Source organism: Micromonospora sp. II, assembly GCF_001709195.1.
Lineage (GTDB): Bacteria > Actinomycetota > Actinomycetes > Mycobacteriales > Micromonosporaceae > Micromonospora > Micromonospora chalcea.
Window position 1 is genome coordinate 37133 of sequence record NZ_LYXF01000009.1, and the last position, 23614, is coordinate 60746.

At 73.2% G+C, this 23614-nt stretch carries 20 protein-coding genes; 15 read left to right on the forward strand and 5 right to left on the reverse strand.

The window, feature by feature from the left end:
- The first annotated feature begins 93 nt into the window (after positions 1 to 93).
- The 4 genes from secD to A8711_RS05840 all read left to right on the forward strand — a co-directional run bounded on the left by secD (position 94) and on the right by A8711_RS05840 (position 6560).
- Complete coding sequence (gene secD, locus A8711_RS05825) at positions 94 to 2001, forward strand: protein translocase subunit SecD (protein ID WP_176722758.1); 1908 nt, start codon at positions 94 to 96, stop codon at positions 1999 to 2001.
- A gap of 1 nt (position 2002) precedes the next feature.
- Positions 2003 to 3196: a protein translocase subunit SecF gene (secF, locus tag A8711_RS05830; RefSeq protein ID WP_069087662.1), complete on the forward strand. Its 1194-nt coding sequence runs from the start codon at positions 2003 to 2005 to the stop codon at positions 3194 to 3196.
- Positions 3197 to 3294: 98 nt separating this feature from the next.
- Complete coding sequence (locus tag A8711_RS05835; RefSeq protein WP_043324974.1) at positions 3295 to 3861, forward strand: adenine phosphoribosyltransferase; 567 nt, start codon at positions 3295 to 3297, stop codon at positions 3859 to 3861.
- A gap of 227 nt (positions 3862 to 4088) precedes the next feature.
- Entirely contained in the window at positions 4089 to 6560 is a 2472-nt protein-coding gene (locus A8711_RS05840; RefSeq protein ID WP_043324973.1) for a bifunctional (p)ppGpp synthetase/guanosine-3',5'-bis(diphosphate) 3'-pyrophosphohydrolase, read from the forward strand.
- Positions 6561 to 6631: 71 nt separating this feature from the next.
- Here A8711_RS05840 and A8711_RS05845 read toward each other — a convergent pair whose 3' ends face one another.
- Complete coding sequence (locus A8711_RS05845; protein ID WP_043330340.1) at positions 6632 to 7474, reverse strand: peptidylprolyl isomerase; 843 nt, start codon at positions 7472 to 7474, stop codon at positions 6632 to 6634.
- Between the two features lie 91 nt (positions 7475 to 7565).
- Complete coding sequence (locus A8711_RS05850; protein WP_043324972.1) at positions 7566 to 8435, reverse strand: peptidylprolyl isomerase; 870 nt, start codon at positions 8433 to 8435, stop codon at positions 7566 to 7568.
- Positions 8436 to 8672: 237 nt separating this feature from the next.
- Between A8711_RS05850 and A8711_RS05855 the strand changes: the two genes are divergently transcribed.
- Genes A8711_RS05855 through A8711_RS05865 form a run of 3 tightly spaced genes read left to right on the forward strand, consistent with a single transcriptional unit; the run spans position 8673 to position 11760 of the window.
- Positions 8673 to 9392 carry an MBL fold metallo-hydrolase gene (locus A8711_RS05855; protein ID WP_030502528.1) on the forward strand — a complete coding sequence of 240 codons (720 nt, stop codon included), beginning with the start codon at positions 8673 to 8675 and terminating at the stop codon, positions 9390 to 9392.
- Between the two features lie 40 nt (positions 9393 to 9432).
- Complete coding sequence (hisS, locus tag A8711_RS05860; RefSeq protein WP_069087663.1) at positions 9433 to 10773, forward strand: histidine--tRNA ligase; 1341 nt, start codon at positions 9433 to 9435, stop codon at positions 10771 to 10773.
- Positions 10774 to 10824: 51 nt separating this feature from the next.
- Entirely contained in the window at positions 10825 to 11760 is a 936-nt protein-coding gene (locus A8711_RS05865; RefSeq protein WP_043324971.1) for an acyl-ACP desaturase, read from the forward strand.
- Between the two features lie 126 nt (positions 11761 to 11886).
- Here A8711_RS05865 and A8711_RS05870 read toward each other — a convergent pair whose 3' ends face one another.
- Positions 11887 to 12387 carry a PaaI family thioesterase gene (locus tag A8711_RS05870; RefSeq protein WP_064448524.1) on the reverse strand — a complete coding sequence of 167 codons (501 nt, stop codon included), beginning with the start codon at positions 12385 to 12387 and terminating at the stop codon, positions 11887 to 11889.
- A 55-nt stretch (positions 12388 to 12442) separates the two neighbouring features.
- Here A8711_RS05870 and A8711_RS05875 point away from each other — a divergent pair, with 55 nt between their 5' ends.
- Both A8711_RS05875 and A8711_RS05880 read left to right on the forward strand, forming a co-directional pair.
- Positions 12443 to 12916: a helix-turn-helix domain-containing protein gene (locus A8711_RS05875; protein WP_043324969.1), complete on the forward strand. Its 474-nt coding sequence runs from the start codon at positions 12443 to 12445 to the stop codon at positions 12914 to 12916.
- 262 nt (positions 12917 to 13178) lie between these two features.
- A complete protein-coding gene (locus A8711_RS05880; RefSeq protein WP_069087664.1) occupies positions 13179 to 14225 on the forward strand; it encodes a S1 family peptidase in 1047 nt (348 codons plus the stop codon).
- A 58-nt stretch (positions 14226 to 14283) separates the two neighbouring features.
- Here A8711_RS05880 and A8711_RS05885 read toward each other — a convergent pair whose 3' ends face one another.
- A complete protein-coding gene (locus A8711_RS05885; RefSeq protein ID WP_069087702.1) occupies positions 14284 to 14982 on the reverse strand; it encodes a DUF998 domain-containing protein in 699 nt (232 codons plus the stop codon).
- A gap of 149 nt (positions 14983 to 15131) precedes the next feature.
- On the opposite strand from A8711_RS05885, the gene aspS reads away from it, so the two are divergent.
- The 4 genes from aspS (at position 15132) to A8711_RS05905 (ending at position 19897) form a co-directional block, all read left to right on the forward strand.
- A complete protein-coding gene (gene aspS, locus A8711_RS05890) occupies positions 15132 to 16937 on the forward strand; it encodes an aspartate--tRNA ligase (RefSeq protein WP_069087665.1) in 1806 nt (601 codons plus the stop codon).
- A gap of 68 nt (positions 16938 to 17005) precedes the next feature.
- Positions 17006 to 17815, forward strand: coding sequence for a sugar nucleotide-binding protein (locus tag A8711_RS05895; protein WP_069087666.1), 810 nt, complete (start codon positions 17006 to 17008; stop codon positions 17813 to 17815).
- A 61-nt stretch (positions 17816 to 17876) separates the two neighbouring features.
- Complete coding sequence (locus A8711_RS05900) at positions 17877 to 18488, forward strand: helix-turn-helix transcriptional regulator (RefSeq protein WP_043324965.1); 612 nt, start codon at positions 17877 to 17879, stop codon at positions 18486 to 18488.
- A complete protein-coding gene (locus A8711_RS05905) occupies positions 18485 to 19897 on the forward strand; it encodes an MFS transporter (protein WP_064448518.1) in 1413 nt (470 codons plus the stop codon). The genes A8711_RS05900 and A8711_RS05905 overlap by 4 nt, the downstream gene beginning before the upstream one ends.
- 251 nt (positions 19898 to 20148) lie before the next feature.
- Here the strand turns inward: A8711_RS05905 and A8711_RS05910 are convergent, their stop codons facing one another.
- Positions 20149 to 20889, reverse strand: a complete 741-nt coding sequence (locus A8711_RS05910) for a GNAT family N-acetyltransferase (protein ID WP_069087667.1) — start codon at positions 20887 to 20889, stop codon at positions 20149 to 20151.
- Positions 20890 to 21021: 132 nt separating this feature from the next.
- Here A8711_RS05910 and A8711_RS05915 point away from each other — a divergent pair, with 132 nt between their 5' ends.
- A complete protein-coding gene (locus tag A8711_RS05915) occupies positions 21022 to 21234 on the forward strand; it encodes a hypothetical protein (RefSeq protein ID WP_018785054.1) in 213 nt (70 codons plus the stop codon).
- Positions 21235 to 21308: 74 nt separating this feature from the next.
- Positions 21309 to 22799: a replication-associated recombination protein A gene (locus A8711_RS05920; RefSeq protein WP_069087668.1), complete on the forward strand. Its 1491-nt coding sequence runs from the start codon at positions 21309 to 21311 to the stop codon at positions 22797 to 22799.
- The last annotated feature ends 815 nt before the right edge of the window (positions 22800 to 23614 follow it).

Consider the following 23614-nt stretch of genomic DNA (forward strand, 5'->3'; position numbering starts at 1 on the left):
GCCGATCCGCCGGAGCAGTCGGGCGGACACCCCCGGCCCGACAGTTGTCGCCGCCGCGGAAGCGGCGCGACCGTACAGGGAGACAGGACAGCCGTGGCACCACCTCAGGGACAGATGCGGCCCGGACGGCAGCTCGCCGTGCTCGGGCTCATCTTCGTCGTCCTCTATCTTTTGGTGTTCTTCTCGGGCGGCGCCAGCGGTGGCTGGAAGGACCGGCTGGAGCCCCGGCTCGGCCTGGACCTCGTCGGCGGCACCCGGCTGACGCTCGAGGCCACAAACACCGTGGACGGCAAGCCGCCGACCGCCGGCAACCTCGAGGAGGCGCGCCAGATCATCGAGAGCCGGGTCAACGCCTACGGCGTGGCCGAGGCCGAGGTGGTCACCGAGGGCAACCGCAACATCGTCATCTCCCTGCCCGGCCAGAACCGGGACCTGACCGACGTGGGCAGCGCCGCCGAGCTGCGCTTCCGCAAGGTCCTCAAGGCCACCGACGGCAGCGGCGCCGCCGCCGCGCCCGCGCCGACCCCGAGCGTCGCTCCGTCCGGTACCGCCAGCCCGGCGCCGTCGGGCAGCGCGTCGCCGCAGGCGACCACGAGCCCCAAGGTCAGCGGGTCGCCGAGCGCCGGCGGACAGGGCGGCATGGCCCCGAACCCGAGCGCCAGCGCCTCGGCCACCCCGTCGGCCTCGCCGAGCGCCGCGTCCCCCAGCGCCAGCGCCAGCGCCGAGCCGGTGCCGCAGAGCATCGAGCAGCAGCGCAAGGCCGTCGAGCAGAAGGTCGGCGCGGCCGCCTGGGCCGCCGCCTCGGGCCTGCAGGCCCCGGCCGACCTCACCACCGACCCGACGCTCGCCGACAAGCTCAAGCCGTTCGGCACGCTCACTCCGCAGGAGGTCGCGGTCCTGCCGGTCGAGATGCAGTTCAACGTCCCGACCATCACCTGCGCCCAGCTCGACAAGCGCCCGGCCGCCTCGATCAAGGACGAGAAGCAGAAGGCGGTCGCCTGCGAGTCCGGCGCGAAATACCTCCTCGACGTGGCGAAGGTGCTCGGCACCGACGTCAAGAACGCCTCCGCCCAGCTCGACCAGACCAGCTCCTGGGTGGTCAGCCTCAACTTCACCGGCAAGGGCCAGGAGAAGTGGACCGCGCTGACCCGCGAGGCGTTCAACAACGAGGGCCAGGCCTGCGACCAGACCGCGCTCGGCCAGGACGGCAAGTGCCGGGTCGCCGTGGTCCTGGACAACGAGATCGTCTCGTCCCCGGAGATCCAGGGCGTGCTGACCGGTGACTCGCAGATCACCGGCAGCTTCGACAACAAGACCGCGAACGCGCTCGCCAGCCAGCTCCGCTACGGCGCGCTGCCGGTCACGTTCGAGCCGCAGGAGCAGCAGAACGTCACCGCCACGCTCGGCGACAGCCACCTCAAGGCGGGTCTGCTGGCCGCCGGCATCGGCATGCTGCTGGTCATCATCTACTCGTTCTTCTACTACCGGCTGCTCGGCTCGGTCATCTTCCTGAGCCTGGTGCTCTCCGCGCTGCTGGTCTTCGGCGCGCTCGTGGTGCTCGGCCGTTCGATCGGCTTCACGCTCACGCTCGCCGGCATCGCCGGCATGATCGTCTCACTGGGCGTCGCGGCGGACTCGTTCGTCATCTACTTCGAACGATTGAAGGACGAGATCCGGGAGGGCCGCAGCCCACGCAGCGCGGTGCCGCGCGCCTGGATCCGGGCCCGCCGGACGATCATCTCGGCGAACGCGATCACGCTGATGTCGGCGGTGGTGCTCTACATCGTGTCGGTCGGCGCGGTGAAGGGCTTCGCCTTCGCGCTCGGCCTGGCGACAGTGCTCGACCTGGTCGTCGTGTTCCTCTTCCGCCACCCGATCATGACGATGTTCGCCCGCACCCGGGCGTTCCTGTCGCCGCGGGTCAGCGGTCTGGGCCGGGCTCTGCCGGCCCGGTCGGCCGAGTCGGGCACCGCCCGCAACCCGCGTGTCAAGGAGGCCTGAGATGGCTAAGAACGGTCTGGCCGCCCGGCTCTACCGGGGCGAGGCGGATCTCAACATCGTCGGCCGCCGCAACCTGTGGTTCGGCGTGGCGGGCGTCCTCGTCCTGATCGCGGTGCTCAGCTTCGCGATCAGCGGCTTCAAGCTCGGCATCGAGTTCGCCGGCGGCAACACGTTCCAGGTGCCGGCCAGCGTCGGCACGCTGGACCGGGCCGAGCAGACCGTCGACGAGGTGCTGGCCGACGAGGCGCCCGGCGTCGAGGTGGTGAGCGCGCAGAAGGTCGGCAGCACCAGCGGCGAGTTCTACGAGATGCGCACCGGGCAGCTCAGCGCCGAGCAGGCCAACGCGGCCAAGGCCGCGATGGCGGAGGAGTTCGGCATCCAGGCCGACCAGATCAGCGGCAGCCAGGTCTCCGAGGCGTGGGGCAGCCAGGTCACCTCCCGCGCCTTCCTCGGTCTGCTGATCTTCATCGCGGTGGTGTCGATCTACCTGGTGCTGCGCTTCGAGTGGCGGATGGCGGTCGCGGCGATCACCTCGCTGCTGACCAACCTGGTCCTCACCGCCGGCATCTACTCGCTGGTCGGCTTCGAGGTCACCCCGTCGACGATCATCGGCTTCCTCACGATCCTGGGCTTCGCGCTCTACGACGTGGTGGTGGTCTTCGACAAGGTGCAGGAGAACACACGCGGCATCACCGCGAACAACAACGTCACCTACGGCGAGGCGTCCAACCTGGCGCTCAACCAGAGCCTCATGCGGTCGCTGAACACCTCGGTGGTGGCGCTGCTGCCGGTCGGCGGCCTGCTCTTCATCGGCGCCGGCCTGCTCGGCGCGGGCACGCTGAAGGACCTCGGCCTGGTGCTGTTCGTCGGTATGGCGGTGGCGTTCCTGACCTCGATCGTGCTGGCCACCCCGCTGCTGGTGCTGCTGAAGAACATGGACCCGCGGATCAGCGCGCACAACAAGCGGGTGCTGTCGCGCCGGGCCGCGCTGGCCCGGGGCGAGATCACGCCGAAGGGCGCCTCGCGCGCCGCCCCGGCTGCCGACGCCGACGAGCCGATCGACCCGGAGGCCGCCGCGCTCGCCGGCGCCGCCCCCAAGGTCGGCGCCCGCCCGGCCGGCAAGCGCCCCAGCGGCGCCCGCGGCGGCCGGCCCGCCGGCGGTGGCGGCAACCGGCCCGGCGGCAAGCGCCGCTGAACCACGGGCCCGGACGTAGTCGCGACGACGGCGTCCGTCATGCTGGACTCACGGCATGACGGACGCCGTCGTCGTTTCGAGAGGACATGGGACGCACTGTGACGGAGACCCACACCACGGGCGTACGCGGAGACAGCGGCCCGGAGGTCGCCCAGCTCGTCGCCAGCCGGTTGCTGGACGTGCCGGACTTCCCCAAGCCGGGTGTCGTGTTCAAGGACCTGATGCCGCTGTTCGCCGACGGTACGGCGTTCCGTGAGGTGATCGACGGCATCATCGCGTACCACGGGCGCGACTCGTTCGACGCCGTCGCCGGCATCGAGGCGCGTGGGTTCGTGCTCGCCGCGGCCGTCGCGTACGCCACCGGGGTCGGCGTGGTGCCGGTGCGCAAGGCCGGCAAGCTGCCCCGGGCCACGCACTCCGCCTCCTACGCGCTGGAGTACGGCGAGGCGACGCTGGAGGTGCACCAGGACGCCTTCACCGCCGGCCACCGCGTGCTGGTGCTCGACGACGTGCTCGCCACCGGCGGCACCGCCGAGGCGACGCTGGACCTGGTGGAGCGGGCCGGTGGCACGGTGACCGGGTTCACCGTGCTGCTGGAGCTGGGCTTCCTGGAAGGCCGCAAGCGGCTCGCGCCGCGTCCGGTCCACGCCCTGTTGACCGTTTGACCCGGCCCCGGCCGTCGGGCCGGTCGGCGCCGACCGTCCGGGGGAGCGGTGGCGTACCCTGCGTACGGGTAGCATTGCGCTTTGCCCGACCCGGCCGAGGTGTCCGGGGCGGCGAAGGCGCCGGGGCCCGGCCCCGGTGACCGCGCGGAACAACACCGGCCCCCGGGCCGGTTGAACCAGACGTCGGCCGAACGGCCGGCGCATCCCGGCGAGCGGTGAGGAGGCCGGTGTCCCACGATGTCGTCCCTCCGGTGGAGGGCACGGTGCACCCGACAGGCGACGCGGACGGCTCGGTGACCGAGCGCAGCGGCAACCCGCAGGCCCGGGCGACCGGCGCCACCGGCGGCGCGCCCGACGCGACGGCCGACGGCGGGGCGGTCGTGGTGCCGTTCCCGACCGAGGCTGCCGCCGACGCGGCGACCAGCGGCGGGTTCGCGCTCTCCAACGCGCCCACCGGCCGGCGGGTACGCGCCCGGCTGGCCCGGTTCAACGCGCCCTGGCAGACCTCGCAGGTCAGCGAGGTGCTGGAGCCGCTGATCGCGACGCACCGGGAGAACCACCCCAAGGCCGACGCGCGGCTGCTGCAGCGCGCCTTCGACACGGCCGCGCGGTGGCACTCGGGGCAGTACCGCAAGTCCGGCGACCCCTACATCACGCACCCGCTCGCGGTGGCGACCATCCTGGCGAACCTGGGCATGGACACCACCACGCTGGTCGCGGCGCTGCTGCACGACACCATCGAGGACACCGAATACACGCTCGACGCGATGCGCGCCGACTTCGGCGGCGAGGTCGCGCTGCTCGTCGACGGCGTCACCAAGCTCGACAAGGTCAAGCTCGGCGACGCGGCCAAGGCCGAGACCATCCGCAAGATGGTCGTCGCGATGGCGAAGGACCCCCGGGTCCTGGTGATCAAGCTGGCCGACCGGCTGCACAACATGCGGACCCTGACCTTCCTGCCGCGCCCCAAGCAGGAGCAGAAGGCCAAGGAGACGCTGGAGATCCTGGCGCCGCTGGCGCACCGCCTCGGTATGAACACGATCAAGTGGGAGCTGGAGGATCTCGCCTTCGGCACGCTGTTCCCGAAGCGGTTCGAGGAGATCAACCGGCTGATCGGCGAGCACCAGCCGCAGCGGGAGGCGCTGCTGCGCCAGGTGACCCAGAAGGTCTCCACCGACCTGAAGGCCGCCAAGATCAAGGCGGAGACGACCGGGCGGCCGAAGCACCTCTACTCGATCTACCAGAAGATGATCGTGCGGGGGCGCGACTTCAACGACATCTACGACCTGGTGGGTGTGCGGATCCTGGTCGACACGGTGCGCGACTGCTACGCGGCGCTGGGAGTCATCCACGCCAACTGGCAGCCGGTGCCGGGCCGGTTCAAGGACTACATCGCCATGCCCAAGTTCAACATGTACCAGTCGTTGCACACGACTGTCATCGGGCCCACCGGCAAGCCGGTGGAGATGCAGATCCGCACGTACGCGATGCACCGCACCGCCGAGTTCGGCATCGCCGCGCACTGGAAGTACAAGGAGCACAAGGGCACCCCGGTGGTGGGCCCGCCGGCGCACATCGACGAGATGACCTGGCTGCGGCAGCTGCTGGACTGGCAGCGCGAGGCGGCCGACCCGAGCGAGTTCCTGGACGCGCTGCGGTTCGACCTGTCCAGCCAGGAGGTGTACGTCTTCACGCCCAAGGGCGACGTCATCCCGCTGCCGACCGGGTCGACGCCCGTGGACTTCGCGTACGCGGTGCACACCGAGGTCGGGCACAAGTGCATCGGCGCGCGGGTCAACGGCAAGCTGGTGCCCCTCGAATCGACGCTGTCCAACGGCGACGTGATCGAGATCTTCACGTCGAAGTCCGACACGGCCGGCCCCACCCAGGACTGGCTCGGCTTCGTCAAGAGCCCGCGCGCGCGCACGAAGATCCGCCAGTACTTCAACAAGGAGCGGCGCGAGGAGGCGATCGAGGCCGGCAAGGACGCGATCGTCAAGGCGATGCGCAAGCAGGGCATGCCGCTGCAGCGGATGCTCACCTCGGACGCGCTGATGGCGATCGCCCGGGACCTGCACCTGGCCGACGTGGCCTCGCTGTACGCGGCGGTCGGCGACAGCCAGGTCTCCGCGCAGTCGGTCGTGCAGAAGCTGATGGCCTCCTACGGCGGCGAGGAGGGCGCGGCGGAGGACATCGCCGAGACCGCCGTCGCCACCCGGCCGCCGCGCAGCCGGCAGAGCAGCGCCGACCCCGGCGTGGTGGTCCGCGGCGTCAGCGACGTCTGGATCAAGCTGGCCCGCTGCTGCACACCGGTGCCGCCGGACTCGGTGTTCGGTTTCGTCACCCGCTCCGGCGGGGTCAGCGTGCACCGCGACGACTGCGCCAACGCCGAGGACCTGCGCGCCCAGCCCGAGCGGGTGGTCGAGGTCAGCTGGAAGCTCACCTCGGCGTCCACGTTCCTGGTCGCCATCCAGGTCGAGGCGCTGGACCGGCACAAGCTGCTCGCCGACGTGACCCGGGTGCTGTCCGAGGAGCGGGTCAACATCCTCTCCGCGACCGTCACCACCACCCGGGACCGGGTGGCGGTGAGCCGGTTCAGCTTCGAGATGGCCGACCCGAAGCACCTGGGCCACCTGCTGGCCGCGGTACGCAAGGTCGACGGCGTGTTCGACGCGTACCGGGTCACCTCCGGGGCCTGAGCCACCACGTACGCGAAAGCGCCCGCCGGCTGCGATCAGCCGGCGGGCGCTTCGTCGTCGTACCGGTGCGGTCAGCCGCCCTCGACCGGGCTCATCGTCACCTTGGTCATGGTGATCTCCTTCTTCGGGTGACCACCGCCGGCCTGCTTGGCGAACGCGCCGTCGTCACCGGCCGCGGCGACCTGCTTCACCACGTCCATGCCACCGGTGATGGTGCCCAGCACCGTGTAGTTCGGGTCGAGCGGCGAGTCGCCGTACACGATGAAGAACTGGCTGCCGGTGCTGCCCGGCTGCCCGGAGTTGGCCATCGCGATGACACCCTCCGGGTACGGCGGGCGCTTGTTGGTGGGGAGGTTCTCCTCGGCCAGGTTGTAGCTGGGCCCGCCGGTGCCGTCGGTGTCCCGCCAGCCCTTGCCGGTGGCGCTCGGGTCGCCGCACTGGAGCACCTTGATGCCCTCGGTCACCAGGCGGTGGCACTTGGTGTTGTCGAAGAAGCCCTTGCTGGCGAGATGCGTGAAGCTGCCCGCGGTGCAGGGCACGGCGGCACGGTCGATCTTGGCGGTGATCGGGCCCAGGTTGGTGTCGATGGTCATCGTCTGGGAGCCCTTGCCGGCCTGCTGGGTCGGCGGCAGCCCGACGTCCTTGATCTGCGGCGGCCGGCCCTCCTTGGGCACCTCCGTGTACGCGCACTGCACGGCGTCGGCAGTGGTCGTGCCGCCCGTCTGCTCGTCGTCGTCGCCGCCGAGCGAGGTGGCCAGCCACACCGTGCCGGCAACGACGAGCACCAGCACGGCCGCGGCGCCGACGATCGCCTGGGTCTGCCGGCGCTTGCGGGCCTTGCCGGCCCGCTCCGCCATCTCCCGCTCGAGCTTGGCCCGCGCCGCCGCGCGCTGGCGGTCTCTGGTGGACGTCACGGTCACTCCTCACCTGCTGCGTTTGGGGTCGGCGCGCGCGCCGCCGGTCACGTGTGGGTGAGCCGGCGGGCTGCCGCCGGCTCTGGGTCGGTCAGCCCGCGCTGGCGCTCGGCGAGGGCGCGGGACTGTCGGCCGGAGCCGCGCCCGGCTCGCCGACGGTGACGCTCTGCACCAGGATCTGCGTCTTGGGCTTGACCTTGGCGCCGTTGCCATTGTCCTCCGTCGGCATGGCACCGATCTTCTCCACCACGTCGAGCCCGCCGGTGACCTTGCCGACCACGGAGTAGGCCGGCTTCTCCGGGCTGGCGTCCTTGAAGAAGATCAGGAACTGGCTGCCGTTGCTACCCGGCGGGTTGCCGATCATGGCGACCGTGCCCTTCGGGTACGTCGCCGGCTGCCCCGGGGCCGGGGAGGCCGACGGGCTGGGCTCCGGCGCGGCCGGCAGGTTCTCGTCGAAGAACGAGTAGGTCGGTCCGCCGAGCCCGGTGCCGGTCGGGTCGCCGCAGCGCAGCGCGCCCTCGGCGGTGATCTCGTGGCACGTGGTGTTGTCGAAGAACGAGCGGCCGGCCAGGTAGCTCAGGCTCGCCGCGCCGCACGGCGCGTCGGTCTGGTCCAGCTCGACGGTGATCGGGCCACCCTGGTTGGTGGTGATCGTCATCGGCCGGGTGCCCGAGGTGGGCAGGCCCGTGGTGGGCGGCTCGCCGACGTCCTTGAGGTTGGTGTTGACGGCGCCGTCCTGCGCGGTCCAGAGGCAGACGTCCTCGGCGGCCTGCTTCTCCGGCTCCGAGTCGAACGCGCCGAGCGCCCAGGCGGAACCGGCCACGATCAGCACGAGCACCACCGCGGCGCCCACACCGGCCCGGATCTGCCGGCGGCGCTTCGCGGCCGCCGCCCGCCGGGCGAGCTGCCGGTCGAGCTTGGCCCGCGCCAGTTTGCGCTGCCGGTCCCTGCTGGAAGCCACGTGCGCTCCCCTTCCTCTGCCTGAATCGCCGCCGGCGCCGGGCGCCGGCCGCCGTTCCGGTCGGGGTGCGCCACGCCACACGCCCGCCAGAGTGTACGGGTAGCGACTGTGAATGTCGTGTACGAGGTCCCGTCATCTCAGCCCGGCCGGGGCGGACGGGCCCGGTGGCGGGCGGAACTCGCTCGCCGCTACGACTAGGCTGCAAGCAGACGACGACCGGACGGAAAGGGGAGCGACGTGCTCGTGGCCGGCTTTCCCGCGGACGCCTTCGGCACCAACTGCTACGTGGTGGCGACCGCTCCGGGGGAGCAGTGCGTGGTGGTCGACCCCGGCATCGGGGTGCTCGACCGGCTCGACGCCGTGCTCGCCGAGCATCGCCTGCACCCGGCCGCCGTGCTGCTCACCCACGGCCACCTGGACCACACGTTCTCCGTCGCCCCGGTCTGCGGCGCGCGGGGCATCCCCGCCTACGTCCACCCGGACGACCGGGAGCTGCTGGCCGACCCGAGCAAGGCGCTGTCGATGGACCTGACCCAGCTGTTCGGCGGCCGGCTGCCGTACGCCGAGCCGGACGACGTGGCCGAGCTGACCGACGGCGCGACGCTGTCGCTGGCCGGGTTGGAGATCACCGTCGACCACGCCCCCGGCCATACCGGCGGGTCGGTGCTGTTCCGGTTGCCCGGCGCCGGCTCGCCCTGGGAGGCGGAGCAGATCTGCCTCTCCGGTGACGTGCTGTTCGCCGGCTCGATCGGCCGTACCGACCTGCCGGGCGGCAGCATGCCCCGGATGCTGTCCAGCCTGCGGGACAAGGTGCTCCCGCTGGCCGACGACACAGTCGTCCTGCCCGGCCACGGCCCCGCGACCACTATCGGCCGCGAGCGCGCGACCAACCCGTACCTCGTCGAGGTGGCGGGCACCGGCGGCGCGCGCCCGGCCGCGCCCACCCGAGGCCTCTAGACCCTCACCCGCGCCCGCGCGGGTTCTCAAGGAGTTCGTGATGAGCAAGCCCACGCCCATTTCCGGCTTCCCCGAGTGGACGCCGGCGCAGCGGATGATCGAGCAGTTCGTGCTCGACCGGATCCGCGCCACGTTCGAGCTGTACGGCTTCGCGCCGCTGGAGACCCGCTCGGTCGAGCCGCTGGACCAGCTCCTGCGCAAGGGGGAGACCTCCAAGGAGGTGTACCTGCTGCGCCGGTTGCAGGCCGACACCGACGGGCCTGCCGGTGACGACGCGCTCGGTCTGCACTTCGACCTGACCGTGCCGTTCGCCCGCTACGTGCTGGAGAACGCCGGCAAGCTGCAGTTCCCGTTCCGCCGCTACCAGATCCAGAAGGTGTGGCGCGGTGAGCGCCCGCAGGAGGGCCGCTACCGCGAGTTCCTCCAGGCCGACATCGACATCGTCGACCGGGACACGCTGCCGGCCCACTACGAGGCCGAGATGCCGCTGGTCATCGGCGACGCGCTGCGGTCGTTGCCGATCCCGCCGGTGCGGATCCAGGTCAACAACCGCAAGATCTGCGAGGGCTTCTACCGGGGCATCGGGCTGACCGACGCGGAGGCGGCGCTGCGCGCCGTCGACAAGCTCGACAAGATCGGCCCGGCCGGTGTGACGGAGCTGCTGGCGAGCACCGCCGGGGCGAGTGAGGCGCAGGCCAAGGCCGTGCTGTCGCTGGCCGAGATCTCCGCGCCGGACGCCTCCTTCGCCGACGCGGTGCGCGGCCTCGGGGTGAGCGATCCGCTGCTGGACGAGGGCGTCGCGGAGCTGGCCGCCGTGGTGGAGACCGCCGCCGCGCACGCGCCCGGCCTCTGCGTGGCCGACCTGCGCATCGCGCGGGGCCTGGACTACTACACGGGTACGGTCTACGAGACGCAGATGATCGGCTACGAGCGGTTCGGGTCGATCTGCTCCGGCGGCCGGTACGACAACCTGGCCAGTTCCGGCAACGTCCGGTTCCCCGGGGTGGGCATCTCGATCGGGGTGACCCGGCTGCTCGGCCTGCTCTTCGGCGCCGAGGCGCTGTCGGTGTCCCGTTCGGTGCCGACCTGTGTGCTGGTGGCGGTCACCGCCGAGGAGGACCGGGCGGCCAGTGACGCGGTCGCGGCGGCGCTGCGGTCGCGCGGTGTGCCGACCGAGGTGTCCCCGTCGGCGGCCAAGTTCGGCAAGCAGATCCGGTACGCCGAGCGGCGCGGCATCCCGTACGTCTGGTTCCCCGGCGCGGACGGCGACGAGGTCAAGGACATCCGTTCCGGTGAGCAGGTGGCCGCTTCGGCGGGCGAGTGGACGCCGCCCCGGGCGGACCTGAAGCCGCTGGTCGGCCCGGCCGGCACTGGCGTCTGAAGGCGTTTGGACCTACGGTGGCGTAAGTTACGCCACCGTAGGGAGAACGTCGTGACCGTGCTCAGCCAGACCGCTCTGCTCACCGAACTCGAGCCGGTGGTCGAGAAGAACCTCGACCGCCACCTGTCGCTGGCCAAGGAGTGGTTCCCGCACGAGTACGTGCCGTGGAGCGAGGGCCGCACCTTCGACGGCCCGCTGGGCGGCGAGGCCTGGTCACCGGAGGACTCGACGCTGCCCGACGTGGCCCGGACGGCGCTGATCGTCAACCTGCTCACCGAGGACAACCTGCCCTCGTACCACCACGAGATCGCCACCCTGTTCGGGCGCGACGGCGCGTGGGGCACCTGGGTGCACCGGTGGACCGCCGAGGAGGGGCGGCACGGCACGGCGATCCGCGACTACCTGACGGTGACCCGGGCGGTGGACCCGGTGGCGCTGGAGCGGGCCCGCATGGTGCACATGTCGGCGGGCTACCAGAACGTCCACGACCAGGAGATGCTGCACTCGCTGGCGTACGTGTCGTTCCAGGAGCTGGCGACCCGCATCTCGCACCGCAACACCGGCCGGGCCACCGGCGACCCGACGTGCGAGGCGCTGCTGGCCCGGGTGGCGGCGGACGAGAACCTGCACATGGTCTTCTACCGCAACCTGCTCGGCGCGGCGTTCGAGCTGGCCCCGTCGCAGGCCATGCGCGCGGTCGCCGACGTGCTGGCCAACTTCCAGATGCCGGGCGTGGGCATCGACGGCTTCGCCCGCAAGTCGGTGGCGATCGCGCTGGCCGGCATCTACGACCTGCGCCAGCACCGTGACGAGGTGGTGATGCCGGTGCTGCGTCAGTGGAACCTGTTCGACGTGACCGGCCTGAACGCCGACGGCGAGGCCGCCCGCGACCAGATCGCCGCCCACCTGGACATGCTGGAGACCCAGGCGTCCCGCTTCGAGGAGAAGCGCGCAGCCCGAGCAGCCCGCCTGGCCGCAACCCGCTGACCCCGCCCCCCTCTCTCCCGCGCGATCTTGCACTCACGGCCCCCGCGAATGCCGCGAAACCGGCGCTGCGGGGGCCGCAACCGCAAGATCGCCGGGCGCGGCGGGGTCGCGCGCGGGGTGCGGTGGTCAGGGGAGGGGGAAGATCAGGCAGGTTGAGGTGGCGTGGGCCACCAGGCGGTCGGCGGGGTCGGTCAGGCGGGCCTCGGCCAGGGCGGTGCGGCGGCCCCGCTGGAGCACAGTGCCCTCGCAGCGCAGTGTGCCGGTGTCGACTGTTACCGGGCGCAGGAACTTCACGTTGAGGTCGAGCGACGTGTAGCCGACCCCGGGCGGCAGCGTGGTGTGCACGGCGCAGGCCGCGGCGGTGTCCAGCAGCGTGGAGAGGACGCCGCCGTGCACCGTGCCGAGCGGGTTGTAGTGGAACTCCTGCGGCAGCAGCTCGACCGCCACGCGCCCCTCCTCGGCCTCCATCCGGGACATGTCGATCAGGTGCATGATCGGCGGGGCGGCCAGCTCGCCGGCGATCATCGCCCGCATCAGTTCCAGGCCGCTGCGCCGGCCCAGGTGGGCGGCCCCGGCGGCCGGGTCGGACCAGGTGAACGTGCGCGAGCGTTCCTGCGTCTGCGTCATGGACTCAGCCTGGCAGCGCGTTGCTGAGTCTGTCAATCAGACCTAGCCTGGTCGGATGAGACCCGCGGCACTGGACTGGTCGGTGGAGAACTGCACCATCGCGCGCGCCATGGAGGTCCTCGGCGAGCGGTGGACACTGGTCGTGCTGCGCGAGGTCTTCAACGGCGTACGCCGCTTCGACGACATGCGGGTGCGCACCGGCATCCCGCGCCAGGTGCTGACCAACCGGCTCGCCATGCTCGTCGAGCGCGGCGTGCTGCGTCGCGAGCCGTACCGGGAGCCGGGCAGCCGGCCGCGTCACGAGTACCGGCTCACCGAGATGGGGCTGGACCTGTGGCCGGTGCTCGTCGCCGTGCTCGGCTGGGGTGACCGTTACCTGGCCGACCCGGAGGGCTCCCCGCTGAGCGTGGCGCATCGTGACTGTGGCGCCGAGGTCCGGGTCGAGCTGCGCTGCGCCGAGGGGCACGAGATCACCGAGGCGCGCGACGTGCTGCCCCGTCCCGGCCCCGGCGCCCACCGCCGCGCCTGACCGCCCCGCGCGCCCGACCGTTCGCCGCGCCTGCCCCCAGCACGTCGACGTGGGTCGATCCCCGGCTCTGACACCTTGAGTCGATGTTGTTGCTGGGGCGTTACATCGGGCGCTGGTGCGAATCCGGGCAAAGCCATGTCTTGTTTACGATCTTAAATGTGTGAATACTTTGGGCACCCGGGCGGTTTCCCCAGGTCGCCCGGGTTGTCCTCGGGCGCGCCCCCATGACAGCGCCCGTTCACCCCCATTCGGAGGTTGTTACATGCGACCCACGAGGTCCACGCTCCGCCGCGCCGCCGCAGTCGCCGTTGCCGGCACCCTGGTCACCGGCTCGCTGCTCAGCGCCCCCGCGCAGGCCGCCCCCGCGGCCCTCTCGCCGGACGCCGCCGCCACCCTCGTCGAGAAGCTCGGCGCCCGCGCGGCCGGCACGTACGCCGACGCCAGCGGCAAGATGATCGTCACGGTGACCGACACCGCGACCGCTCGCCAGGTGCGCGACGCCGGCGCCATCCCGAAGATCGTGGCGCGCGGCGCGGACAAGCTGAACGCCGCCACCGGCGAGCTGGAGCGCTCCGCCAAGATCCCCGGCACCGCCTGGTGGACCGACCCGGCCACGAACCAGGTCGTCGTCTCCGTCGACAGCACCGTCACCGGCGCCAAGCTGGAGCGGGTCAAGGCGGCCGCCGCCCGGCACAACGGCGCGATCCGCATCGAGGCCGAGGCCGGCGTGCTGAGCACCCGGATCTCCGGCGGCCAGGCGATCTACGCCAGCGGCGGACGCTGCTCGCTCGGCTTCAACGTGCGCAGCGGCTCGACGTACTACTTCCTCACCGCCGGGCACTGCACCAACATCGGCTCGACCTGGTACTCCAACTCCAGCCGCACCACCGTGCTCGGCACCCGGACCGGCACCAGCTTCCCGGGTAACGACTACGGCATCGTCCGGCACAGCAACTCGGCCAACGCGGCCGGCAACGTCTCGCTCTACAACGGCAGCACCCAGGACATCACCTCGGCCGGCAACGCCTACGTCGGCCAGTCCGTCCGCCGTTCCGGCAGCACCACCGGCGTGAAGAGCGGCAGCGTGACCGCGCTCAACGCGACCGTCAACTACGCCGAGGGCAGCGTCTCCGGTCTCATCCGCACCACCGTCTGCGCCGAGCCGGGCGACAGCGGCGGCTCGCTGTTCGCCGGCACCACCGCCCTGGGCCTCACCTCCGGCGGCAGCGGCAACTGCTCCTCCGGCGGTACCACCTACTTCCAGCCGGTCACCGAGCCGCTCAGCGTCTACGGCGTGAGCGTCTTCTGATCCACGCATCGCATCCAACGGGCCGCCGGGCGACCGGCGGCCCGTTCCGCGTACCCGCTCAGGCGCCCGCTCCAAGACGGCCCGGACCGATCGGCGGCCCGTCCGGGCGGGGCGGGTCCGACGGCCGGGCCGTCCAGTGCCGGTGGGCCCGCCGCGCCGACAGCACCGCCGCCAGCGGCCAGAGCGTCACCGCGAGCGCTGCCACCCGCTCGGCCAGCCCGGTCCGGGAGCCGCCGGTCACCTCCGCCACCGACCAGCCGAACAACGCCAGCAGCGCCGCCGTCACGGCCAGCGCCACCGGCCGGCGGAACGCCCACGGCGGCGTGCCGGCCGGGGAGGCGGCCACCTCGCGCGGGACTCTGCGGGGCAGCCGCAGCGCCGTCCCGGCCGGCCACAGCGACAACGCGAGCACCGCCACCGTCGCGACCACGCCGTGCGCCGGGGAGCCACCAACCTGCGGACGGGGGAACGCGACCAGCGCGACGGTGGCCACCCCGCCGACCGCGAGCAGGAAGCGGCTGGGCAGCCCGGCGGCGTGCAGCGCGGCGGCGGTGGCGGCGTAGCAGCAGCCGAGCAGCACCAGCGCGCCACCCATCAGCCACGGATCGGTCGCGCCCTCGCCGGCTAGCTCGCTGATCGTGTCCCGCACCGGGTCGTACCCCGGCCCCTGGCGGGCGCCCGCGACCGTCCAGCCCGCCACCAGCAGCGCGGGCGCGGCGGCCGCGGTGACGACGGCCCAGCTCGGTACGGCACGCACCCGGCCACGGTAGAACGCCGGACCCGGCCCGCACGGCGCTTTCGCCACCGCCGGGGCGGACCGGCTCGACGGGTGCCCGGGAGCGGACTCGCCCGCCCTGACAGAATGCGGGGGAGCAGTGAGTGGACCAGATTGAGGAGACGCCAGCCGTGATCCGTACCCACAATGCCGGAAGCCTGCGCGCCGCGGACGCCGGCTCGACGGTGACGCTCGCCGGGTGGGTGGCCCGCCGGCGCGACCACGGCGGTGTCATCTTCGTCGACCTGCGCGACGCCTCCGGCGTCGTGCAGGTGGTCTTCCGCGAGGAGGACGCGCACGCGCTGCGTAACGAGTTCTGCGTCAAGGTCACCGGCGAGGTGACCCGCCGCCCGGAGGGCAACGAGAACCCGGAGCTGCCCACCGGTGAGGTCGAGGTGACCGCGTCCGAGCTGGAGGTGCTCTCCGAGGCCGCGCCGCTGCCTCTGCCGGTGGACGACCAGATCGAGGCCGGTGACGACATCCGGCTCAAGTACCGCTACCTGGACCTGCGCCGGGGCGGCCCGGCGAAGGCGATGCGGCTGCGCTCGCGGGCCAACCAGATCGCCCGTGGTGTGCTGCACGAGCGGGACTTCCTGGAGATCGAGACGCCGACGCTCACCCGCTCCACCCCGGAGGGCGCGCGCGACTTCCTGGTGCCGGTGCGGCTGCAGCCGGGCAGCTGGTACGCGCTGCCGCAGTCGCCGCAGCTGTTCAAGCAGCTGCTCATGGTCGGCGGCATGGAGCGGTACTACCAGATCGCCCGCTGCTACCGCGACGAGGACTTCCGTGCCGACCGGCAGCCGGAGTTCACCCAGCTCGACATCGAGATGTCGTTCGTCACCGAGGACGACGTGATCGACCTCGGCGAGGCGATCGTCTCGGCGCTGTGGAAGGACCTCGCCGGTTACGAGATCGCCCGGCCGATCCCGCGCATCACCTGGCACGACGCCATGTCCCGGTACGGCTCGGACAAGCCGGACCTGCGCTACGGCGTGGAGCTGACCGAGCTGACCGACTACCTGCGCGGCACCGAGTTCCGGGTGTTCGCCGGCGCGATCGACGCGGGCGGCTACGTCGGCGCGGTGGTCATGCCCGGCGGCGCGGCGCAGACCCGCAAGGAGCTGGACGGCTGGCAGGACTGGGCCAAGGCGCGCGGCGCGCGCGGCCTGGCGTACGTGGTGCTGGACGCCGAGACCGGCGAGCCGCGCGGCCCGGTGGCGAAGAACCTGTCCGAGGCGCACCTGTCCGGCCTGGCCGACGCGGTCGGCGCGAAGCCCGGCGACGCGATCTTCTTCGCCGCGAGCACGAACACCCGCGAGGCGCAGGAGCTGCTCGGCGCGGCCCGGATCGAGATCGCCAAGCGGTCGAACCTGATCGACGAGAGCGCCTGGGCGTTCTGCTGGGTCGTGGACGCGCCGATGTTCGAACGCACCGACGAGGGCGGCTGGACCGCCGTGCACCACCCGTTCACCTCGCCGAACGCCGAGTGGGTGGACCGGTTCGAGGACGCGCCGGACCGGGCGCTGGCGTACGCGTACGACATCGTCTGCAACGGCAACGAGATCGGCGGCGGCTCGATCCGTATCCATCGCGGCGACGTACAGCAGCGGGTGTTCGACCTGCTCGGCATCACCGCCGACGAGGCGCAGGACAAGTTCGGCTTCCTGCTGGAGGCATTCAAGTACGGCGCCCCGCCGCACGGCGGCATCGCGTTCGGCTGGGACCGGGTCTGCATGCTGCTGGCCGGCGCCGACTCGATCCGCGAGGTCATCGCGTTCCCGAAGACCCGCGGCGGCTTCGACCCGCTGACCGGCGCGCCCACCCCGATCACCGGGCAGCAGCGCGCCGAGGCCGGCATCGACGCCAAGCCGAAGGCCCCGGCCGGTCCGCACGCCGGCACCGCCGGCCCGGCCGCCCCGGTGGCCGACCCCGTCTGATCCTCGCTTTCCGGAACTGGCCCGCGTCATGATGACGCGGGCCTTTTTCGATCTTCGGGGGAGACGACATGAACCTGCTCGTGGTGGGAGCCAGCGGCTTCCTCGGCGCCGAGGTGTGCCGGCAGGCGGTCGCCGCCGGGCACCGGGTCGCCGGCACGTACCACCGCGCCGCCGTCGCGGTGCCCGGCGTCGCGCCGCACCGGCTCGACGTGACCGACCGCGCCGCCGTGCGGGAGCTGCTGACCCGGGTACGCCCCGACGCGGTCGTCGCCACCCCCTACCGGTACGACGACTGGGCGGTCACGGCGGACGGGGCGGCCCACATCGCGGTAGCCGCCGCCGAGGTGGACGCCCGGCTGGTGCACCTGTCCAGCGACGCGCTGCACGCCGGGCGGCCTGCGCCGTACGCGGACGAGGACGTGCCCACGCCGCTGCACGCGTACGGGGCGGCGAAGGCGGCGGCGGAGACGGCGGTGCGGGCGGTCGATCCGGGCGCGGCGCTGGTGCGTACCTCGCTGATCGTGGGGGAGGGCAGCAAGCAGATCCAGCTCTGCCGGGAGGCCCTCGCGGGGCGGGCCACGCTGTTCACCGACGAGCTGCGCTGCCCGGTGCACGTCGCCGACCTCGCCGCCGCGGTGCTGGAGCTGGTGCCGGGCGACTACGCCGGGCTGCTGAACGTGGCCGGGCCGGACGCGGTGAGCCGCGCCGAGCTGGGGCTGCTGGTGGCCCGGCACGACGGGGTGGATACGGGCGGGCTGCGGACGACCACGATCGCCGCCGCCGGGCTGCGCCGGCCGGGCGAGGTGGTGCTGAACTCCACCCGCGCCGCGGGCCTGCTGCGGACCCGGCTGCGCGGAATCACCGAGCTGTACGGGTAGTTGCACAGATTCTTTGCAAGCATCTTGTGCATGGAAAGTGTGCACAGATATTGTGCATCTCATGGAGGAGAAGAAGCGCACCGTACGCATCGACCACCGTCAGGTCCGCGCGCTGGCCCAGCCGCTGCGCATGCGGCTGATCGGGGCGCTGCGCGTGGTGGGCCCGGCCACCGCCACCACCCTCGCCGAGACGCTCGGCACCAACAGCGGCGCGACCAGCTACCACCTGCGCCAACTCGCCGAGGTCGGCCTCGTGGTCGAGGACCCGAGCCTCGGCACCGGCCGGCAGCGCTACTGGCGGGCCGCGCACGACGTCACCAGCTGGGAGTCCAGCGACTTCGACGACGACCCCGACTCGCGGGCGGCCATCGAGTGGGTCGAGGCGGACTACGTCCGCTTCTTCGCCGGGCACGCCGAACGCTGGTTCGCCCAGCGGCACCGGTGGTCGCCGGCCTGGCGTGACGCGTTCGGCATGGGCGACTTCTTCATGCGGATTCCGGTGGACCGCCTCAAAGCGATCCAGGAGGAGGTCTTCGCGGTCTTCGAGCGGCACCGCGACGAGACCGACCCGGACGACCCCGACGCCGAGACGGTGCAGCTCTACCTCGCCGCCCTCCCGATGGACGCGGCGTTCCCCCGGTCCACCCCGCCACCCGCCGAGGAGAAGCCGTGACCGCGCTGTCCGTACGCCAGATCCGGATCCGCTACCTCACGCTGTACGGCCTGCGCTGGCTACCGAGCGGCCTGCTCATGCCGGTGATGGTCCTGCTGATGCAGGAGCGCGGCCTCACGCTGTCCCAGATCGGCCTGGTCGCCACCGCGCAGGGCCTCGTCGTGCTGGCGCTGGAACTGCCCACCGGCGGCTTCGCCGACGCGCTCGGCCGCAAACCCGTGCTGGTCGCCGCCTGGGCCATCGGCCTCGGCTCGCTGGCGCTGATGGCGGTGGCCGACTCGTTCTGGATGTTCTTCCTGGTCTGGGCGCTGCAGGGCGTCTACCGGGCGCTCGACAGCGGCCCGATGGAATCCTGGTACGTCGACGCCACGCTCGCCGCCGACCCGAAAGCCGAGTACGAACGCGGCCTCGGCTGGGCCGGCACCGTGATCGGTGTCGCCATCGGCGCCGGCGCCCTGCTCAGCGGCGGCCTCGTCGCGCTCGGCCCGGTCGGCCCGGTCAGCGCCCTCGCGCTGCCGGTGATCGTCGCCGCCGTGCTCCAGGCCGTGTCCATCGTGGCGCTGCTCGCGCTGATGGCCGAGCGGCGGCCCGCGTCCGGCCCGGCCGCGCTGCGCGCCTCCGTGGTCGACGCGCCCCGGATGGTCGGGCAGGCCGTCGGGCTGCTGCGCCGAAACCGGGTGCTGGCGGCCCTGGTCGCCGTCGAGCTGTTCTGGGGCTTCGGCATGGTCACCTTCGAGTCGCTGCTGCCGGTACGCCTCGCCGAGGTGCTCGACGACCCGGCCCGCGCCGCGGCGCTGCTCGGCCCCGCCGGCACCGCGGCCTGGCTCGCGAACGCCGCCGGCGCCGCGCTCACCCCGTTCCTGCTGCGCCGCCTCGGCGCCGCCCCGGCCGCCGCGCTGATGCGGATCCTCCAGGGCGTCACAGTGGTCGGCATGGGCCTGCTGGCCGGGCCGGTCGGCATCCTCATCGCGTACCTGGCCTGCTACACCGTGCACGGCGCGTCGAACCCGCTGCACATGGGACTGCTGCACCGGCAGGTCGACGGGCCGTACCGCACCAGCGTGCTGTCGCTCAACTCGATGGCCGGCCAGCCGGCCGGCGCGCTCGGCGCGGTCACGCTCACCGCGCTGGCCGACGCCACGAGCGTCAGCACCGCCATGATCGTCGGCGGGGTGGTGCTCGCCGTGGCCGCGCCGCTCTACCTGCCGGCCTGGCGCGCCGCCCGCCGTACCCCCTCGGCGGTCGACGTGACGCCGGAGGTGACGGGCGGCGGCCCCGGCCACGCCGGCCTGGCGTCCGAGCCGCCCCTCGACGCGGCGGACCGTGGCGCCGCCGTCGGCGCGGACGCGGCTGCCGTCACTGGCGGGCCCGGGCCGGTGGTCGTGCCGGCGTCACCCGGCCGCGACTGAGTCCTGCGGGCGTCGTCCGGCAGTGGTTGGGCCGTCCCGGCGTCCCGGCGTCCCGACGGCGGGCGTCGCCCGGCGGCGGCCGAGTGGTGCCGGCGTTGTCGGCAGCAACGTTCCCGGCATCGCCGTGCGGGTCACCGCCCCGCGGGTGGAACGTCATGGGTGTCTCGGCTCCCGTTTGACACCCATGACGTTCCACTCACCGGTTCGACGCGCCCGCTTCCGATCGCAGCCCTGGCCGGGTGCCGGCAGCGTCAGGCCAGCTTGATCGAGGTGCGGCGTTCGGTGGCGGTGAAGCCGAGCCGCCGGTAGAGCCGGATCGCGCCCAGGTTGTCCGGGTAGACGCCCAGCGCCACCGTGTCGTACCGGGCGAACAGCGCGCCCGTCATGCCGGCGGTCAGCGCCGCGCCCAGCCCTCGCCCGCGAAGCCCGGGTGCGACGGTCAACCCGGCCAGGAAGCCGATGTCGGCGCGGCTGCGATCCGCGCCGCAGGCGAGCAGGCGGTCCCCGTCGCGGATCCCGTACCAGTCGACGATGCCCGGCTCACCCGGCCGGGAGGTGGTGCTCGGGAACGCCTCCTCGATCAGCGCGGTCAGGGCGGGGTGGTCGGCAGCGGTGAGCCGCTCCACCCGCTCCTGCTCCGGCTGGTGCGGCGGCGGCGCGGTGGTCCAGAGGAAGTCCCACTCGATCAGCCGGGCCACCGGCAGCCGCGCGGCCACCTCGTCCGGGTCGGCGTGGGGCAGGTTGATCGACTGACCGGCTCGCAGCGTCCCGTCCGCCCGGTGGGCGGCGAAGACGTCGATCGCCGGGCCGGGGGTGCCGACCGCCCCGCCGGCCGACCACTCGCCCGGCGGGAGCAGCCACCCGACCGCGCCGCCGTGCCGCCATCCGCGTACGGCCTGGTCGCGCCGCAGCGCGTGCCGGGCGTACGGGTGGTCGCCGGCCGCGGCGAGCAGCGCCCCGCGCCCGGTCAGCGCCTCGTCGACAGTGATCATTGCGCCAGCCTACGAGCACCCGCAGCCCGTATCGGAGGACGGCCATCTCCTGTTCCAGGGTGGAGATTGACGAACAGACCGATTGGGTACATCCGTCGCCGACCTGCTGGGAACCCCCACCGGAGGAACGACATGCTCGCCATTCTCGCGGCCATCGTGTTCGGTTTCGCGCTGCTGCTCGACTTCATGAACACCGACCTCGGCGCGCCCGATCTGTTCAGCACCTCGACGCTCATGCTCATCGGCTTCCTGCTGCTCTCGCTCTACCTGGCCGGCGTCGGCTCCGGCCCGCGCGGCGGCGGTGGCGGCCGCTGGTACCGGGGCCGGCGGCCGGGTCGCGGCTGACCGGAAACGACCACCCGGGTCGGGTCGGCGGCGCGATTCCGGCGCCGTCGGCCCGGCCCGGTACTGTTCTCGTGATGGAATCGGACGCCCTCTTCACCCTCGGCGAGCCCGCCGGAGCACCCGCGGGCGCGAGCGGCGCCGACGGCTTCACCGACGCCCGGGCGGACTCGCCCCTGCCGGTGCGGATGCGGCCGGCCGGCATCGACGAGCTGGTCGGGCAGGAGCACCTGCTCGCACCGGGCGCGCCGCTGCGTCAGCTGGTCGAGGGCGCGGCGCCGATGTCGGTCATCCTCTGGGGGCCGCCGGGCAGCGGCAAGACCACGATCGCGTATCTCGTGGCCCGGGCCACCGACCGGCGGTTCGTGGCGATGTCCGCGCTGACCGCAGGTGTGAAGGACGTCCGCGCGGTGATCGAGACCGCGCGGCGGCAGCGGCGTTCCGGCGGCCCGCCGACGGTGCTGTTCATCGACGAGGTGCACCGGTTCAGCAAGACCCAGCAGGACTCGCTTCTCGCCGCCGTCGAGGACCGTACTGTCACGCTGCTGGCGGCGACCACGGAGAACCCGTACTTCTCGGTCATCTCGCCCTTGTTGTCGCGGTGCGTGCTGCTCACCCTTCAGGCCCTCGACGACGACGACGTACGCGGGCTGCTGCGCCGCGCGGTCGCCGACGAGCGCGGCCTCGGCGGCGCGCTGGTGCTGGCCGAGGAGGCGGAGGACCACCTGGTCCGGCTCGCCGGGGGCGACGTACGCAAGGCGCTCACCGCGCTGGAGGCGGCCGCGGCCACCGCGACCGCGCTCGGCGCCGGCCGGATCGACCTGGCCGTGGCGGAGCAGGCGGTCGACGTGGCGGCGGTGCGCTACGACCGCGACGGCGACGCGCACTACGACGTGACCAGCGCGTTCATCAAGAGCATGCGCGGCTCCGACGTGGACGCGGCGCTGCACTGGCTGGCCCGGATGCTGGTGGCCGGCGAGGACGCCCGGTTCATCGCCCGCCGGCTGGTGATCTTCGCCAGCGAGGACGTCGGCATGGCCGATCCCACCGCGCTGACGGTGGCCACCGCCGCCGCCCACGCGGTCGAGTACGTGGGCCTGCCGGAGGCGCAGCTCAACCTGGCCCAGGCGGTCATCCACCTGGCCACCGCGCCGAAGTCGAACTCGGCCACCGCCGCGATCGGCGCCGCTGTCGCCGACGTACGCGCCGGTCGTGGCGGCCCGGTGCCGCGCGGGCTGCGCGACGCCCACTACTCCGGCGCGCGCGGACTCGGCCACGGGGCCGGCTACCGCTACCCGCACGACGACCACCGGGGGGTGGTCACCCAGCAGTACGCTCCGGACGACCTCGTCGGGACCGACTACTACCAGCCCAGTGGGCACGGCGCGGAGCGGGCGGTGGCCACCCGGCTGCCGCTGCTGCGCCGGATCGTCCGTGGGCTGCCGGCACCGGCGACCCGGGCGGAGGCCGGCGCCCCGGCCGCCGTGAACGGGGCCCGGGTGGGTGGCGGCGAGCAGGCCAGCGGGGCGAGTGAGGGCGGCAGCGACGCCGCCGAGGGGGGTCAGTAGTGATGGCGCGTGGTCCGGAGCGGCCGGCGGACGGCCCCGACGAGCGGCGCGATCCGCGGGCCAAGGGCCGCCGGTGGGGACGCGGCCGGGCCGAGCCCGAGCTCGACCCGACCGTCGTCGGCGAGGAACTCGGCTGGATCGACGATCTGCGTACCGCCAAGCAGCAGGGCGGCGAACTCGGACCGGAGGGGGATTCCTCCGCGCCCGCGCCGGGCCGGCCGGGAGCAGCACCGGGCCCGGCCGCCGGGCCCGGCATGCCTCCGCCGGCCGCCGGGCCGGGGATGCCCGCCCGGTCCGCTCCGCGGCCCCCGGCGCCGGGCCCGCAACCACCCGGCCGGCCGGGTCCGCAGCCGCCCGCGTCCGGTCACCCGGGCCCGCAGCCGCCCCTGGCCGGTCACCCGGGTCCGCAGCCACCCGTCTCCGGTCGGCCCGGCCCGGCGGCTCCTCCGTCGGCCGGCCGGCCCGGTCCGTCGTCTCCCGCCGCCCCGCCCCCCGGCCGTCCCCAACCGGCCGGGCCGGTGCCGGACGGCCGCACCGACCCGACGCAACCGCCCGTTTCCGGTCGTGGCGGCCCGGCGTCCCCGCCGGGCGTGGGCCGCGGAGGACCGGCCGGGCCCGGTCACGTCCGGCCCGGCGCGGACGTACCACCTGTCGCCGGGCGTTCCGCAGCGGACGCGGGCGCCGCCCGGCCCGGTCCGGAGATGCCACCCGGCCGCCCGGCTGACGCGCCGCCCCCGATGCCCGGCGGCCGGCCCGGTCCGCGTCCTCCGGTGACCCGGCGCGGTCCCGACCAGCTCGGCCCGGCCGCGCCGCCG

Bases quoted from the DNA above. Each gene is read 5' to 3' on its own strand.
- hisS (WP_069087663.1), top strand. From the start codon at position 9,433: ATGAGCAAGCCCACGCCCATTTCCGGCTTCCCCGAGTGGACGCCGGCG.
- A8711_RS05895 (WP_069087666.1), top strand. From the start codon at position 17,006: ATGAACCTGCTCGTGGTGGGAGCCAGCGGCTTCCTCGGCGCCGAGGTG.
- A8711_RS05910 (WP_069087667.1), bottom strand. From the start codon at position 20,889: ATGATCACTGTCGACGAGGCGCTGACCGGGCGCGGGGCGCTGCTCGCC.
- A8711_RS05915 (WP_018785054.1), top strand. From the start codon at position 21,022: ATGCTCGCCATTCTCGCGGCCATCGTGTTCGGTTTCGCGCTGCTGCTC.
- secF (WP_069087662.1), top strand. From the start codon at position 2,003: ATGGCTAAGAACGGTCTGGCCGCCCGGCTCTACCGGGGCGAGGCGGAT.
- A8711_RS05870 (WP_064448524.1), bottom strand. From the start codon at position 12,387: ATGACGCAGACGCAGGAACGCTCGCGCACGTTCACCTGGTCCGACCCG.
- A8711_RS05875 (WP_043324969.1), top strand. From the start codon at position 12,443: ATGAGACCCGCGGCACTGGACTGGTCGGTGGAGAACTGCACCATCGCG.
- A8711_RS05900 (WP_043324965.1), top strand. From the start codon at position 17,877: ATGGAGGAGAAGAAGCGCACCGTACGCATCGACCACCGTCAGGTCCGC.
- A8711_RS05920 (WP_069087668.1), top strand. From the start codon at position 21,309: ATGGAATCGGACGCCCTCTTCACCCTCGGCGAGCCCGCCGGAGCACCC.
- A8711_RS05880 (WP_069087664.1), top strand. From the start codon at position 13,179: ATGCGACCCACGAGGTCCACGCTCCGCCGCGCCGCCGCAGTCGCCGTT.